The 14820-nt window shown below is 55.1% G+C and carries 13 protein-coding genes; 7 read left to right on the top strand and 6 right to left on the bottom strand.

Annotation, left to right across the window (positions count from 1 at the left end):
• Both QZQ97_RS12435 and allS read right to left on the bottom strand, forming a co-directional pair.
• Nucleotides 1–906 carry an SPFH domain-containing protein gene (locus tag QZQ97_RS12435; RefSeq protein WP_004949405.1) on the bottom strand — a complete coding sequence of 302 codons (906 nt, stop codon included), beginning with the start codon at nucleotides 904–906 and terminating at the stop codon, nucleotides 1–3.
• A gap of 80 nt (nucleotides 907–986) precedes the next feature.
• A complete protein-coding gene (gene allS / locus QZQ97_RS12430) occupies nucleotides 987–1901 on the bottom strand; it encodes an HTH-type transcriptional activator AllS (protein WP_020438558.1) in 915 nt (304 codons plus the stop codon).
• 366 nt (nucleotides 1902–2267) lie between these two features.
• Here allS and QZQ97_RS12425 point away from each other — a divergent pair, with 366 nt between their 5' ends.
• The 7 genes from QZQ97_RS12425 (at nucleotide 2268) to QZQ97_RS12395 (ending at nucleotide 10044) form a co-directional block, all read left to right on the top strand.
• A complete protein-coding gene (locus QZQ97_RS12425; RefSeq protein ID WP_020438559.1) occupies nucleotides 2268–2753 on the top strand; it encodes an ureidoglycolate lyase in 486 nt (161 codons plus the stop codon).
• Between the two features lie 77 nt (nucleotides 2754–2830).
• Nucleotides 2831–3646, top strand: a complete 816-nt coding sequence (allR, locus tag QZQ97_RS12420) for an HTH-type transcriptional repressor AllR (protein WP_020438560.1) — start codon at nucleotides 2831–2833, stop codon at nucleotides 3644–3646.
• Nucleotides 3647–3783: 137 nt separating this feature from the next.
• On the top strand, nucleotides 3784–5565 hold the full coding sequence (gcl, locus tag QZQ97_RS12415) for a glyoxylate carboligase (protein ID WP_020438561.1): 1782 nt from the start codon (nucleotides 3784–3786) through the stop codon (nucleotides 5563–5565).
• Between the two features lie 11 nt (nucleotides 5566–5576).
• Nucleotides 5577–6356, top strand: a complete 780-nt coding sequence (gene hyi / locus QZQ97_RS12410; RefSeq protein ID WP_311993659.1) for a hydroxypyruvate isomerase — start codon at nucleotides 5577–5579, stop codon at nucleotides 6354–6356.
• A gap of 10 nt (nucleotides 6357–6366) precedes the next feature.
• Nucleotides 6367–7248 (top strand): 2-hydroxy-3-oxopropionate reductase, encoded by an 882-nt coding sequence (glxR, locus tag QZQ97_RS12405; RefSeq protein WP_020438563.1) that lies wholly within the window; start codon nucleotides 6367–6369, stop codon nucleotides 7246–7248.
• Nucleotides 7249–7392: 144 nt separating this feature from the next.
• Nucleotides 7393–8766, top strand: a complete 1374-nt coding sequence (locus QZQ97_RS12400) for an MFS transporter (protein ID WP_311993658.1) — start codon at nucleotides 7393–7395, stop codon at nucleotides 8764–8766.
• Nucleotides 8767–8901: 135 nt separating this feature from the next.
• Entirely contained in the window at nucleotides 8902–10044 is a 1143-nt protein-coding gene (locus QZQ97_RS12395; RefSeq protein WP_311993657.1) for a glycerate kinase, read from the top strand.
• 59 nt (nucleotides 10045–10103) lie between these two features.
• Here QZQ97_RS12395 and allE read toward each other — a convergent pair whose 3' ends face one another.
• From allE to allD, 4 genes are all read right to left on the bottom strand, one after another.
• Nucleotides 10104–10889 carry a (S)-ureidoglycine aminohydrolase gene (gene allE / locus QZQ97_RS12390; RefSeq protein ID WP_020438566.1) on the bottom strand — a complete coding sequence of 262 codons (786 nt, stop codon included), beginning with the start codon at nucleotides 10887–10889 and terminating at the stop codon, nucleotides 10104–10106.
• A gap of 57 nt (nucleotides 10890–10946) precedes the next feature.
• Nucleotides 10947–12218, bottom strand: a complete 1272-nt coding sequence (locus QZQ97_RS12385) for an MFS transporter (RefSeq protein ID WP_311993656.1) — start codon at nucleotides 12216–12218, stop codon at nucleotides 10947–10949.
• A complete protein-coding gene (gene allC / locus QZQ97_RS12380; protein WP_020438568.1) occupies nucleotides 12215–13462 on the bottom strand; it encodes an allantoate deiminase in 1248 nt (415 codons plus the stop codon). Before allC ends, QZQ97_RS12385 begins: the two co-directional genes overlap by 4 nt.
• Nucleotides 13463–13630: 168 nt before the next feature.
• Nucleotides 13631–14680 carry an ureidoglycolate dehydrogenase gene (gene allD, locus QZQ97_RS12375; RefSeq protein WP_020438569.1) on the bottom strand — a complete coding sequence of 350 codons (1050 nt, stop codon included), beginning with the start codon at nucleotides 14678–14680 and terminating at the stop codon, nucleotides 13631–13633.
• Between the last annotated feature and the right edge of the window lie 140 nt (nucleotides 14681–14820).

Raw genomic sequence — 14820 nt, 5'->3', positions numbered from 1 at the left:
TTACTTGCCTTTGGTGTCTTTCAACAGCTCGGCAATGCCACCGATTGAACCGAGCAGGCTGCTGGCGTCCAGCGGCATCATAATGACTTTGCTGTTGTTGGCGGAGCCGATTTTCTGCAGCGCGTCGGTGTATTTCTGCGCCACAAAATAGTTCACCGCCTGGATATTGCCGCTGGCGATAGCGTCGGAAACCAACTGAGTGGCTCTCGCTTCCGCTTCTGCGGCACGTTCACGCGCTTCGGCCTGCAGGAATGCCGACTGGCGTTCGCCCTCTGCTTTCAGGATCTGCGATTGTTTATCCCCTTCGGCGCGCAGAATGGCTGCCTGGCGCACGCCTTCGGCCTCAAGAATATCCGCACGCTTGGTACGTTCGGCCTTCATCTGGGCATTCATCGAGGCGATCAGTTCGGCAGGCGGGCGCACGTCGCGGATCTCGATACGGGTGATCTTGACGCCCCACGGGTTGGTGGCTTCATCCACGATATGCAGCAGGCGGCTATTGATGCTGTCACGCTGCGACAGGATTTCGTCCAGCTCCATTGAGCCGAGCACGGTACGGAAGTTGGTCATGGTCAGGTTGACGATCGCTCGCTCAAGGTTGCTGACCTCATAGGCGGCGCGCGCCGGATCGACCACCTGGATAAAGCACACCGCATCGATGGCCACGTTGGCATTATCGCGCGAGATGATTTCCTGAGAGGGAATATCCAGCACCTGTTCCATCATATTGATTTTTCTGCCGATGCGATCCATAAAGGGCACGACCAGATTCAAACCGGGCATCAGCGTTTTGGTGTAGCGGCCGAAGCGTTCCACCGTCCATTGGAACCCTTGCGGAACAATTTTGACGCCGGCGAAGACGATGATCAGCGCGACGACAATCACAATGGGGATAAGGGTAAACATGGCAAACCTCCTGTCAGACATATGTAAACAGATATTACGCCACGCCCGGAGGAATGCCTACTTATACCACTAAAAACCCCCTAGTCCAGCGCACAAACCAGGCCTTCGATCAGCGGGTCCTGCGTCTGGAACAACCCGATAATCGTTTTGACCGCTTCGCCGCAGCGCGTGTCCGACCATGCTAACGACAAGGCCGACTGCTGGCGCGGGTATCTGAGGTTTTTAGCCACCAGTTCGCCGCGATCGAGGTAGGGTTGACACAACCTGTGCGGCAGGAAACCGATCCCCAGGCCGCGCAGGTGGCATTCAAGCTTGGTGTGCAGATCCGGCACCTTGATTTCCTGCTGGCCTGACAGCAGCCAAGCGATACGTTTTGCCAGATGGCGAGCGGTATCCTCGACGTTAATGGCGGGATAGGCGCGCAGCTGAGCCTCACCCAGCGGGGAGGGAGCATTGGCAAGCGGATGGTCTGGGGAAATGGCGAAAACCCACTCTATCTTGCCCAGCGGCAGCACCTTGATGCTGTTTTCAAGCGATTCATTGCCCGCCACGCCTATCGCCAGATGGCAGTCCTCATTCAACAGCGCATCCCAGACGCCCATATAGACCTGCCGCGAGATTCGGAACTGCGTGAAAGGGTATTTTCCGTGCAGGTAAGCCAGCAGTCGGGCCACTGCGGCGGCGTTATACAGCAGATTATTGATAACGATATTGACCTGATGTTCGACGCCGTCATTGATTTGCCGCAGCTCACCCGGCATCACGTCCAGCCAGTTATGCCACTGGCGGCAGCGCTCCAGCAGGTATTCCCCAGCCGGCGTCAGATTAACGGTCCGCGTGGTGCGGATAAACAGCTGTGTGCCAATGCTCTCTTCCAGCGTTTTGATGCGGTAACTGATGGTGGCGGTGGTTTTGTGCAGCAACTCAGCCGCACGCGAGAAGCTCTGACACTCAGCAACTTTGATAAACGAACGAATGGTTTCGTGATCCAGCATGAAGGGTCCTTGGCTGACGCTGCCTTTTCCGTTAGCAATGAAAAGAATCTACTGATGTTACGGCGCGATAGGCAGCGCTAAAGCTGAAGCTCACGATCGCGGTCACAAAAACACCGAAAGAGGTTGGGCCGTGGGCGACTCCGCAGGGTATCTGACAGCGTTATGATTTGCCGGTAATTTTTTAACTAATTGATTTTAAGATAATATAATTATTTTCTGCTCGCAAAGTGTGCGGGTGATCTTGTTGTGGAAAATTTTTCCAAAAAAATTCTGTCAAATTAACCATGCTCTGACTAGAGTGAAAGCCTGAAGGGAATAGTGTCGCCGTTTTTATCGTCGTCTGGGTAATGAGTCTTGGAGCATCATATGGATCTAGTCATCGCTGAATTAACGCCAGAAGCCTTTGCGCCTTATGGTGATGTACTGCAAATAGAGGGATCGCGGTTCTTCCATATCAATGATGGGAAAACGGAACGTTATCACGACCTTGCCAAGATCGAGGTGTCTGATGGCCATCGGGTATTGGCCAGTATCAACCGGGCGGAGCCCAGTGAGCTACCGCTGACGTTTTCACTGCTGGAGAAACACCCGCTCTCGTCGCAGGCCTTTGTGCCGATGAACGGGGAGCGCTTTGTGGTGATCGTGGCCGAACCCGGCGATGATGTTCCCCTTGATACGCTGCGTGCCTTTATCACCAATGGCAAGCAAGGGATTAACTACCATCGCAACGTCTGGCACCACCCGTTGTTCGCCTATGAAAAAATCACCGATTTCTTCACCATCGATCGCGCCGGGGCGGATAACTGCATCGTCAGCCGTTTACCCGAGCCCTATCGCATTGTTTTGGGATAGCGCTGGTCGCCTGCAGCGGAGGACGTTTATTATAGCGGGCAGATGGCTGGTGCCGTAACAGACGAAGGAAGGCTTGAATGACCGAATTACGCAGGAAAGGGCGACCCTCTACCGAGGCTGGCGCAACCAAAGGTGCGCAGGCTTTGGATCGCGGACTGGAGATCCTCCAGTATCTGGCAAATGCCGGGGGGAGCTCGTCGGTTTCCGTGCTGTCAGAAAAGCTGGAGCTGCCGCTCTCCACCACCTTCAGATTGCTGAAGGTATTGGAAAAGTCGGAGTTCGTCTTTCAGGATCCGCAGTTGGGCTGGTGGCACATCGGTATCCAATCTTTCACCGTGGGCTCTGCCTATATGAACGATCGGGACGTGGTGTCGGTAGCGGGGCCGTTTATGCGGCGGCTGATGCTGCTTTCCGGTGAAACGGCCAATCTGGCAATTCGCAATAATTTTGATGCGGTGCTGATTCGGCAATGCGAATGCCAGGCGATGGTTCGCATGTGCGCACCGTTAGGCAGCCGTTTGCCGCTGCATGCGTCCGGCGCAGGCAAGGCGCTGTTATACCCATTGGCGGAAGAGGAAATGCTGGATTTGATCGTGCGTTCAGGCCTGCAATCCTATACGCCGAAGACCCTGACCAGCGTAAATTTATTGCGCAAGGATTTGCATCAGTCGCTGGAGCAGGGCTACACCATTGATGATGAAGAACACGCTCTGGGTCTGAACTGCCTGGCGTCGGCGATTTTCGATCGCAACAACAACGTTATCGCGGCGATCTCCATTTCCGGGCCAAGTTCGCGGGTCGGTAAGGAACGGTTTAAAGAACTGGGTGAGCTGGTCGGTGAAGTGGCCAGGGATATCAGCGCGGCATTGGGCGAATCGCGCAGCAAAGCATAAACCGCCTATGTCTGGCTGGCGTTGACTGGCCAGGCATAAGCAGAAGAGCAGCAATCCCCGTTTGATGAGCAAACGGGTTTTTTTGACGCGAATTCATAGTTGGAAAATTTTTCCAACAAATTTAAGGAGAGAATGACATGGCAATTATGCGAGCTGTAGATGCAGCAATGCACGTGCTGGAAAAAGAAGGGATCACCACGGCCTTCGGCGTGCCCGGCGCGGCAATCAACCCGTTTTATGACGCAATGCGCAGGCACGGCGGCATTAAGCACTATCTGGCAAGGCATGTGGAAGGGGCCTCGCATATGGCGGAAGGTTATACCCGCGCCGCCGCCGGCAACATTGGCGTGTGCATTGGCACCTCTGGCCCGGCGGGTACCGACATGATCACCGGTCTGTATTCCGCTTCGGCGGATTCCATTCCTATTCTGTGCATCACCGGGCAGGCACCGCGGGCACGGCTGCATAAGGAAGACTTCCAGGCGGTGGATATTGAGTCAATAGCCAAGCCGGTGACCAAAATGGCCGTTACCGTACAGGAACCAGCGCTGGTGCCACGCGTGTTGCAACAGGCGTTTCATCTGATGCGTTCCGGCCGTCCTGGGCCGGTGTTGATCGACCTGCCTTTCGACGTGCAAATGGCGGAAATCGAATTTGACCCCGATACCTACGCCTCTTTGCCCGCCTATAAGCCGGCCGCCACTCAGGCGCAGATCGACAAGGCGCTGGACCTGCTGTGCGCAGCGAAAAAACCGCTGATTATCGCCGGCGGCGGTATCCATAACGCCGACGCGGCGGATTTGCTGCAACAATTGGCCGAGATCTGCAATGTGCCGGTGATCCCGACGCTGATGGGGTGGGGAGCGATCCCGGATGACCATCCGCTGATGGCCGGCATGGCGGGGCTGCAGACTTCGCACCGTTACGGCAACGCCAACCTGCTGGACTCCGATCTGGTGCTGGGCATTGGCAACCGCTGGGCCAACCGCCATACCGGCTCGGTGGATAAGTACACCGCCGGGCGCAAGGTTATCCATATCGACATTGAACCGACGCAAATTGGTCGGGTCATTTGCCCCGATCTGGGCATTGTGTCGGACGCGAGAATCGCCTTGCAGATGCTGGTGGATTCGGCGCGCAGCCGTTTTGAACGCGGCCAGTTGCCTGACCGTGGGGCCTGGTGTGCCACCTGTCTGCAACGCAAGCAAACCCTGCTGCGCAAAACCCATTTCGATAACGTGCCGATCAAGCCGCAGCGCGTGTATGAAGAGATGAACCGCGCCTTTGGCCGCGACGCCTGCTATGTCACCACTATTGGATTGTCGCAGATTGCCGCTGCGCAAATGCTGCAGGTGTTTGGGCCCCGCCAGTGGATCAACGCCGGTCAGGCCGGTCCGTTGGGGTGGACCTTGCCGGCGGCGCTGGGTGTTTGCGCTGCCGACCCGCAGCGTAAGGTCATCGGGCTGTCGGGAGATTACGATTTCCAGTTCATGATCGAGGAGCTGGCCGTTGGGGCGCAATTCAAGCTGCCGTATATCCATGTGCTGGTGAACAACGCTTACCTGGGGTTGATCCGCCAGGCGCAGCGTGGGTTCGATATGGATTATTGCGTCCAACTGTCGTTTGAAAATATCAACAATCCCGAGCTCGGCGAATACGGCGTGGATCATGTCAAAGTCGTCGAAGGTCTGGGATGTAAAGCTCTGCGCGTTCACAAACCGGAGGATATCGCACCCGCATTCCGCCAGGCGCAGGAATTAATGCAGCAACACCGGGTTCCTGTCGTGGTGGAAATTATTCTGGAGCGCGTCACCAATATTTCCATGGGCACCGAACTGGACAATGTCAACGAGTTCGAGCCGATTGCGGAAACGCCGGAAGATGCACCAACTTCGGTCAACTTCTTTGACTACCGTTGAGGAGAATCATCATGCCAAAGTTTTCAGCCAACTTATCCATGCTATTTAATGAAGTGGATTTTATGCAGCGTTTTCGTCGTGCGAAGCAGCAGGGCTTCAGTGCGGTGGAATATATGTTCCCTTATGACTATCCGGTCGCCGCCTTGCGCGATGAATTGGCCGCGCACCAGCTGACGCAGGTGTTGCATAACCTGCCGGCCGGCGATTGGGCTGCCGGAGAGCGAGGCATTGCCTGTCTGCCGGGGCGTGAGGGCGAATTCCGTGACGGGGTTGGCCTGGCGATTGAGTATGCCCATGCGCTGGGCTGTGGGCAGATCAACTGTCTGATTGGCAATCCCGATCCCACTGTCAGCCGACACAAGACCGACGAAAAGGTCATGGCTAACCTGAGTTATGCCGCCCAATTGCTGGCGAAAGAAAATATTCGCCTGCTGATCGAGCCGATCAATAAATACGATATGCCGGGCTTTTATTTGCAGGACTCCCGGCAGGCCATCGAATTAATTGAGCAAATCGGCAACCCAAATATCTATCTGCAGTACGACATTTACCACATGCAGCGCGCCGAGGGCGAACTGACGCAAACCCTGGAGCGGCTGCTGGCTAACATCAGCCATATTCAGGTCGCGGATAACCCGGGGCGTCATGAACCGGGGACCGGCGAAATCAACTACGCCTATCTTTTCAGCGCGCTGGATCGCATGGGTTACCGCGGTTGGATCGGATGTGAATACAAACCCCTCGCCACGACAGAAAGCGGTCTGTCATGGATGACAAAGTACCAATCCTGAGGAGACAGAAATGAAAGTCGGATTTATTGGTCTGGGCATCATGGGTGCGCCGATGGCGGAAAAATTAATCGAGGGCGGCCATCAGTTGTACGCCAACACCCGACGCGAGGTGCCCGTCGCACTGGTGCAACGTGGCGCCATCGCCTGCCGCCATCCACAACAGGTGGTGGACGAAGCCGAGGTGATCTTCATTATGGTGCCTGATACGCCGCAGGTTGAAGACGTGTTGTTCGGTGAACACGGCTGCGCCGCAGGGCGGCTGGCCGGGAAGGTGGTGGTGGACATGAGCTCCATTTCACCGTTGGAAACCAAAGGGTTTGCAGAGCGCATCAATCAACTCGGCGCGGCTTATCTGGATGCGCCGGTTTCGGGCGGTGAGGTCGGCGCCAAACAAGGGACGCTGACCATAATGGTTGGCGGTGAAGAGGCGACGTTTGAGCGGGTTAAACCTCTGCTGGCGCTAATGGGCAAGAATATTACCCTGATCGGCGGCAACGGCGATGGGCAAACCTGCAAGGTCGCTAACCAGATCGTCGTGGCGTTGACCATTGAAGCGGTATCGGAAGCGCTGGTGTTTGCTTCGCGAGCGGGTGCCGATCCGGCGCGGGTGCGCGAGGCGCTGATGGGCGGTTTCGCCTCCTCGCGCATCCTGGAGGTACACGGTGAGCGCATGATTAAACGGGCATTCTCTCCCGGTTTTCGCATCTCACTGCATCAAAAGGACCTTAATCTCGCTCTGCAAGGTGCGAAAGCCCTGTCGCTGAGCCTGCCGAATACGGCAACCTGCCAGGAGCTGTTCAATGTTTGCGCCGCAAATGGCGCAGGCGATCTGGATCACTCAGCGCTGGTACAGGCGCTGGAAATTATGGGCAAGCACAAAGTCGCCGGCTAAGCCTATTATGGCTTCGAAGAAAAAACAGACGTATTATTTATAGCATCAGAGATGTTCAATATTTAAAAATCCCTCTTTATGATAAATAAAGAGGGTCTTTTCCAATAACTATTATTCAACACAATAAAGACAGTAAATAGCAGGATGCCAACCCAAGGAGACTCTTATATGGCAACCGATAATGCTGTAATTGATAAAAACACCCTGTCCACACCGGATAAAAATTCGCTATACCGAAAGGTTGCCTGGCGAATTATGCCAATACTGTTGGTGAGTTATATCGTAGGGTATCTTGATCGGGTAGGGATATCATTTTCCAAGTTTCAAATGATGCCTGATATTCTCAATGGCAATATCTCAATGGCTGAGGCCGTTTATGGCCTTGGCGCCGGGGTATTTTTCATCGGGTATATAATTGCCGGGGTACCCAGCAATATTCTGTTGAGCAAGTATGGCGCCAGAAAAATCATCGCTTTGTTGATGGTCGTGTGGGGACTGATCTCGATGCTGAGCATCTTTATCACCAATCCCTGGCAGTTTTACCTGGCGCGCTTTCTGTTGGGGCTGGCGGAGGCCGGGTTCTACCCTGGTGTGATCCTATATCTGACGCTCTGGTTCCCCTCCAGCCAACGGGCCAAAATGACCGCACTGTTTGTTTGTGGCATTCCGGTCAGCAATATCATTGGCGGCCCGCTGTGTGGCTGGATTATCGAGAATATGAACGGCATGATGAATCTGTCTGGCTGGCAGTGGCTGTTCTTTATCAGTGGCCCGCGTGCGTTGTTGATTGCCATCGTTATTTTCTATTTTCTGGATAATACTTATCAGAGCGCTAAATGGCTTACCCCGCAGGAAAAGGCGCTGATTAAAGCGGATATGGATCAAAGCGCTCCGCGCAGCCCAAATCAGGGTAGCTCTGGGCAGCAGGAATGGACGATGAAGAGCATGCTGAAATCGTCTGCGTTCACCAAAATGTGGTTGATTTGCTTTTGTACCGTGATGGGCCAGGGCGGGTTGGCATTTTGGGTGCCGACCATTATTCGCGACACCGGCGTGGTATCGATGATGGACATCGGGTTGTTGACCATGCTGCCTTACATACTGGCGGTAGTAGCGATGTTGGTCGCTGCACGCAGTTCGGACAAACATCGCGAGCGGCGCTGGCATATTATTGTTCCCTTCTGCATTGCTGCGGTATCCCTGATCTTTATCGGCCTGTTCCCGGACAATAAGCACGTCGTGATGGCGGCGCTGTGCGTGGCGGTGGCTTCCAGTCTGGTGCCTTCGCCTCTGTTCTGGAGCTTGCCGAATGCCATATTCACCGGGAGTTGTGCGGCGGCGGGGATCGCCCTGATTAACTCAATCGCCAATATCGGCGGCTTTATCTCGCCTTATATCATTGGTTATTTCAAACAACTGACCAACAGTAATTTAGTGGCCATGTGCGTATTATCATCGATGATGATATTGGGGGCGCTTTTGACTTACAGCGTCCCGGCCAAACTGGTGAATAAATAACGCTGCCAGTGAACTGTTTTGAATCATTGAAACCATGACTTGTTTTTTTTAGCCATGTATTTTTCATCTGATTATTTATAAATAATTTCAGATGAAAATGCATGGCCTTTTATTTTTATGTCTTAAGGATACGCTATGAAAGTTGTTATTGTCCCAGATTCATTCAAGGAAAGCGTCAGCGCTGAATTAGCGGCATTGGCGATCGCTCGGGGATTCCGTGAGGTTTATCCCGACGCGGAATGTATTTGCCTGCCGATTGCCGACGGAGGAGAAGGCACGGTTGATGCCCTGATCGCGGCGACTTGCGGGCATAAAGTAGAGGCCGAGGTGACGGGGCCATTGGGGAATCGGGTAGCGGCGTTTTACGGCGTCAGCGGAGAGGGGAAAACGGCGGTGATCGAAATGGCGGCGGCCAGTGGCCTGATGCTGGTGCCTGCCGAACAGAGGAACCCGATGTTAGCGACCAGCTACGGTACCGGTGAACTGATTCGCCATGTGCTGGATCTGGGGATCCGGCATATCATTCTGGGCATCGGCGGCAGCGCGACGGTAGATGGCGGCGTTGGGATGATGCAGGCGCTGGGCGGCCGTTTCTACCGGTCGGACGGCATGCCGCTGTCCTTGGGCGGCGCGCAACTTGCGATGCTAAGCAGGATCAATCTCTCTGCACTCGACGATCGCCTGCGCCAGTGCAAAATTGAGGTTGCCTGCGACGTTGATAACCCGCTAGTGGGGCCGCGTGGCGCGGCGGCCGTTTTTGGGCCGCAAAAAGGGGCGACACCGGCTATGGTGGTGCGGCTGGAGCAGGGGCTGGAACAGTATGCCGCCGTAATCCGCCAGCTCACCGGCAGCGACGTGCGGCAGGTGGCCGGCGGTGGCGCCGCGGGGGGGATGGGGATCGCCACGCAGGTGCTCCTTGGGGCGGAACTGAAACCGGGGATCGATATCATCATGGAGGCGCTGCAACTGGAGAACGTCCTGGCCGGTGCCGATGTGATCGTGACCGGTGAAGGACGTATCGATCGGCAGACGTTGGGCGGCAAGGCGCTGTCTGGCATTGCCCGGCTGGCTCAGCGGCATCGCCTGCCGGTCATTGCCCTGGCCGGCGTGCTGGGGGAGGGGGCCGAGGTGCTGCATTCGCAGGGAATTGACGCGATATTCAGCATCTTGCCCCGCCTGAGCTCGCTGGATATCGCCCTGTCCCAGGGGGAGATCAATCTGCAGCAGAGCGCCAGAAACATCGCCCGCGTGATGCAGATAGGACAACGGCTGGCGTAACAAACAATAAGGCCACGCTGCGGATGCAGGTGGCCTTGTCATCTTCCGACAGCCGGAACTTACAGTTCGACGTCGCGGTTGCAATCTTTGGAGTAAATGTAGCTGAACTCTTCTTTTCCGACCGCATAACCTGCCTGCGGCACGTAGGCACCCATAAAGATGTAATCGCCCTGTTTCACCGGTACCCATTCGTTGTCCAGGTTATACACCCCGGCACCGCTCAGGATGTAAGCACCGTGCTCCTGCACGTGGGTTTCGATATAACCGTGGCTGGCGCCGGGTTTGAAAGAGAGGATATGCATGTTCATGTCAAAACCGAGATCTTTGGGCAACAGATCCTGCAGTATGACCTCGCTCATGCCCTCGTAATGGATTTTCTCCAGATTGTCGACGTTATTGCTGACGACGTGCGCTTCATAACCCTTGATGCGCTGATAGTTGCGTTTGTACATGAACAGTCGGCTGGGTTGGCCGCCGTTGGTATTTTCCAGCCGCAGCGTCACGCCGGCCGGGCAGTAAAGGTAACCGCCGCGGGTCAGTGGATAGTCCGTGGCGTCCGCGGAGGCGGTGATCGCGCCGTCGATGACATAAACGAAAGTTTCTACGTTTTCGCCGCCAAACCCCCGGGTGTTGCGCCCGCAGTCGTGTAGCGTGACCAGATAATCGACGAAGGTGGCCCCCAGCTTTGGCGTCGACAAAATGGTGATGTCGCAATTTTCAAAGCCGGGAATGATATTGCGTACCAACCCGTCCGGCGGGATCAGTGCATAGTTGCTGCGTTTGATAATCGCGCGTGATGCCAGAATATCGGTTGGATAACCGGTTTGATTGTTGAAGTAACCCACGTTCGTTCTCCTGATCGTTGAGAGAGCGCCGAAATTGCGCCCGGTAATAAAGCGGTGTCAGGCCTGTGTTGCCGCCTGCGGTTGAGTGGTTCGTTTCATCAAGACGTTAACGGTGAAGAAAATGACGGTGCCGACCAGCAGGATGGCGGCGGAAATGTAAAAGCCCATCACTTTGGAACCCGTGTTGTCGGAGATCACGCCGGTCAGAAAAGGGGCGATAACCGACGAGGACATGCCGAAGAAATTGAATACGCCAAAGCTGGTGCCATAGCCTTTTTTCGGCGCATTGTCTGCCACGAAGGAGATCATGATCGGATCGACCGCCAGCTTGCCCAGCAGTCCGTAAAGGATCAGGCTGACCAGCAGCATGGTGGAGTCCGGCGATATCACGGTACACACCAGCATCACCGCCGCGCAGAGCTCGAGGAAGATGATTAACTGCACCTTCTTGTTTCTGAAACGATCGGACATGCGGCTGAAGAACAGAGCGCCCGGAACCGAAGCGAAGGCCACCAGAGCGGAGGAGAAGCCGATGGCCACGCCTTCAAATCCCCGTTCCTGTTGCAGGAAAGAGGGCAGCCAGGTGACGATCATGTAGTAGCCGTAACAGGTGGCGAAGTACATCACATAGGCGGAGATCATGCGCAGGCTGAACAGGCCGCTGGCCTGCTGTTCTTCTTCGGCCACCTTGTGTGCGGTACTTTGGCCGGCGACCGGCGGCGGCGCCTGATACGACGAACTTTTGATGACCATGGCGAACACCAGGGTCATTACCGCCAGCAGCCCGGTGATGATGAACAGCATGATCTGCCAGTTCATACCGATACTTTTTACCAGCAGGCTGGAGGCGATCAGGCCAATCGCCATGCCCAGCGCCGAACCGCTATTAATCACCGCAGTAGCCAATCCACGGCGTTCCAGGGGGATATGTTCTGACGACAGGGAATACGCCGAGCCGTAATAGGAGCCGCAACCCATCCCCGCCAGCAGGCTGCCGGCATACACCATGGTCAGACTGGTGGCATTGCCAACCAGCAGGGTGGCGATGATGAACAGGCAAAAGCCTGGGATCAGCACCACTTTCTTGCCGAACTTGTCCACCAGGATGCCCGCCGGGATTTGCATCCCGGTATAGGCAAAGAAGTAGAAGCTGGCGATCAATCCCATTTCCGCGTTGGAATGCGCGCCGATGGTCTGTTGGATCTCGGGAAAAATGGGGGTCAGAATGGTGCGATAAATCCAGATGACCGCCCAACCCAGACAGAGCACGACGACGATTTTTTTCCAGTAGCGCGGATCGAAAGCCTGGTTGGCCGTTGCGGTGCTCATACGTTGGCCCCCCGTTCGGTGTAGGCCAACTGGTACAGCGTTTGAGCCAGAATCTTCACGCCTTCGTTCAGGTCGGCGACGTCGGTTTTTTCGGCCGGGTTATGGCTGATGCCGGCAATGCTGGGCACAAACATCATCACCGTCGGCACGTGCGGGGCGAAAATCTGCGAATCGTGCCCGGCGCCGCTGTGCATCATGCGGAAATTCAACTTCTGGGTTTCGCACAATTGGCTGACGCATTTGACCAGTTGTTTGTCCATGGGAATGGGAGCTTCGTCCATCCACAGGTCGATCTCGACCTCAATGCCCATTTCCGCGCAGATACGCCGAATATCGCCCTCGATTTCCTGAGTGAAACGCAGCAGGGTGGCCTGATCGGTATGGCGGCAATCGAGGGTGAAGTGGGTAAAGCCCGGCACCACATTGACGGTATTCGGTTTGGGTTCAACCTTGCCGAAGGTCAGCACCAGCGGGTCGCCTTCGGCGTGTGCCTTGGCGATGGATTCGCAGCAAATGCGGCTGAAGGCGTGGACGGTATCTTTGCGGTAGCTCATCGGGGTGGTGCCCGCATGGTTGGATTCGCCCTGCAGCCGGATGTCGTAACGCCGCTGACCGACGATGCTGGTCACTACGCCGATGGTTTTACCTTCGGTTTCCAGCACCTTGCCTTGCTCGATATGGATCTCGACAAAGGCCGCGAGATCTGTGCGCAGCGGCTGGTGAGCCGGCCGGAAATCGAAACCGGCCTGGTGCATGGCTTCAACAAAACCGATGCCTTTGGCATCGCTGATGCGTTGCACGTCCTCCCGGCGGGCCAGGCCGACGATATTCTTGCTTCCCCAGAACACATAAGGGAAGCGGCTGCCTTCTTCTTCCGCCAGCGCAATCACCTCCAGGCTGCGCAGCGGCGCGCCATAGGTTTCTTTCAGATGTTTGATGGCCAGATAGGCGGCTTCAATACCGAATTGCCCATCAAGGTTGCCGCCGTTCACCACCGTATCGATATGCGAGCCGCAGAGAATGACCTGGTCGGGGTATTTGCTGCCTTCAAGGCGGCCAAACAGATTGCCGACGGCGTCGTGGCAGGTCTTTAGTCCTGCGGCGTCAAAGGTGTTTTTCAACGCCTTCTGAGCCTCAACCCACTCTTTGGTGTAGAGCAGGCGCGTCATGCCGCCGCTGGGGTCTGCGCCTATTTTTGATAACCAGCCGGAAATATCATTAATTTCTTGTTGGAAGTCTTTCATTTTTACCTGCCCGCTTTCAATTTCTCAGTGGCAATGGGGTAACGGAATTAACTCGCTTTCGATTACCTGCATTTTTCCATTGAGATAGGTTATGAAGATGACTTTTATTGACGGCGCCTATAAATAAATTGACGCCGTCAGGTAAAGGCTAACGTTTATACGAAGGCTTTAACTGGCAAATGGATCTTTATGGTCGTAGGAACGTTGGTATATATCATCGGAAATTAAGTATTGATAAATTTCATCAACAATTTCGATGCCATTCTTTTCACTTTCTATTTCCCGGGCGTGACTGTTTTGCCCTGGGTAGAACACTTTGTTAATCCCTGGTGCCGGTTTAATTTCGTTTAACTCTTTCATTACCTGACTGATGTTTTTACGGAAGGCGCGCTCATTGGTGAAATATCCCGGATTAAGCACGATATGCAATTGCCCCAGTTCTCTGCCGGCGCTGAGGTCGTGATACATCGAGCTGACATGTTTGCCAAAGGGCAATCCGAGCAATATGCCTGATAACACGTCGACCATCATCATCAGGCCGTAGCCTTTCGGCCCGGCAATCGGCAGCAGCCCGCTGACGGCAAAGGGATCGGTGGTGTGTTTGCCTTCGGCATCCACCGCCCAGGTGTCGGGAATAGAAGCATTGCGTGAACGGGCGTCCAGCACCTTGCCCCAGGCTTGCACGGTGGTGGCCATATCGAAAGTGACGATCTCTTCTCTCTCAGCCGGTGCGGAGAAGGCGATGGGGTTGGTGCCGTAGTAGACCTCCGCTCCGCCGTAGGGGACTACCATCGGATCGGACTGGCACAGCGAGATGCCAATCATGCCGGCCCGCGACGCCTGTTGGACAAAATAGGACAGCGCGCCGCTGTGGCCGATGCGCCGCACGCCTACCACCGCCACGCCGTTTTCTTTCGCCATGGTGATGGCATGTTCCATGCTCAATTTGGCTGCGACGTGCCCGGCACCGTTATCGCCATCGAAGATAGCGCTGCAGGGCCCGGTTTTCTCAAAGCTGAAATGCGGGTGGTTATTGGTGCCCCCTTTGCTGATGCGTTCCGAATAATACTCAACCCTGACTGCGCCGTGGGAATGAATGCCGCGTGCGTCCGCGTGAACCAGCACGTCGGCGACGATGCTCGCGTGCTCCTGGCTCAGACCCGCAGCATGAATTTTTTGTTGAATAAGCTGGTGTAATTGTTGTTTAGAGACCTTCATATACAGTCCTTTTTTCACTACGGTTTATTTAATTCGCCTCTGTGTTGTAATGTATAAACACCGGCTGGGAATAATGTGATCCAGGTGCGTTTTATTCGATTGGTTTAAAAATTTATTGAATTAATAATTGATTGTTAGAA

The organism is Serratia sp. root2 (genome assembly GCF_031931805.1).
Taxonomy (GTDB): Bacteria; Pseudomonadota; Gammaproteobacteria; order Enterobacterales; family Enterobacteriaceae; genus Serratia; species Serratia inhibens.
Note: the sequence above shows the minus strand (reverse complement) of the source record. Positions and strands in the feature narration are given on the sequence as shown.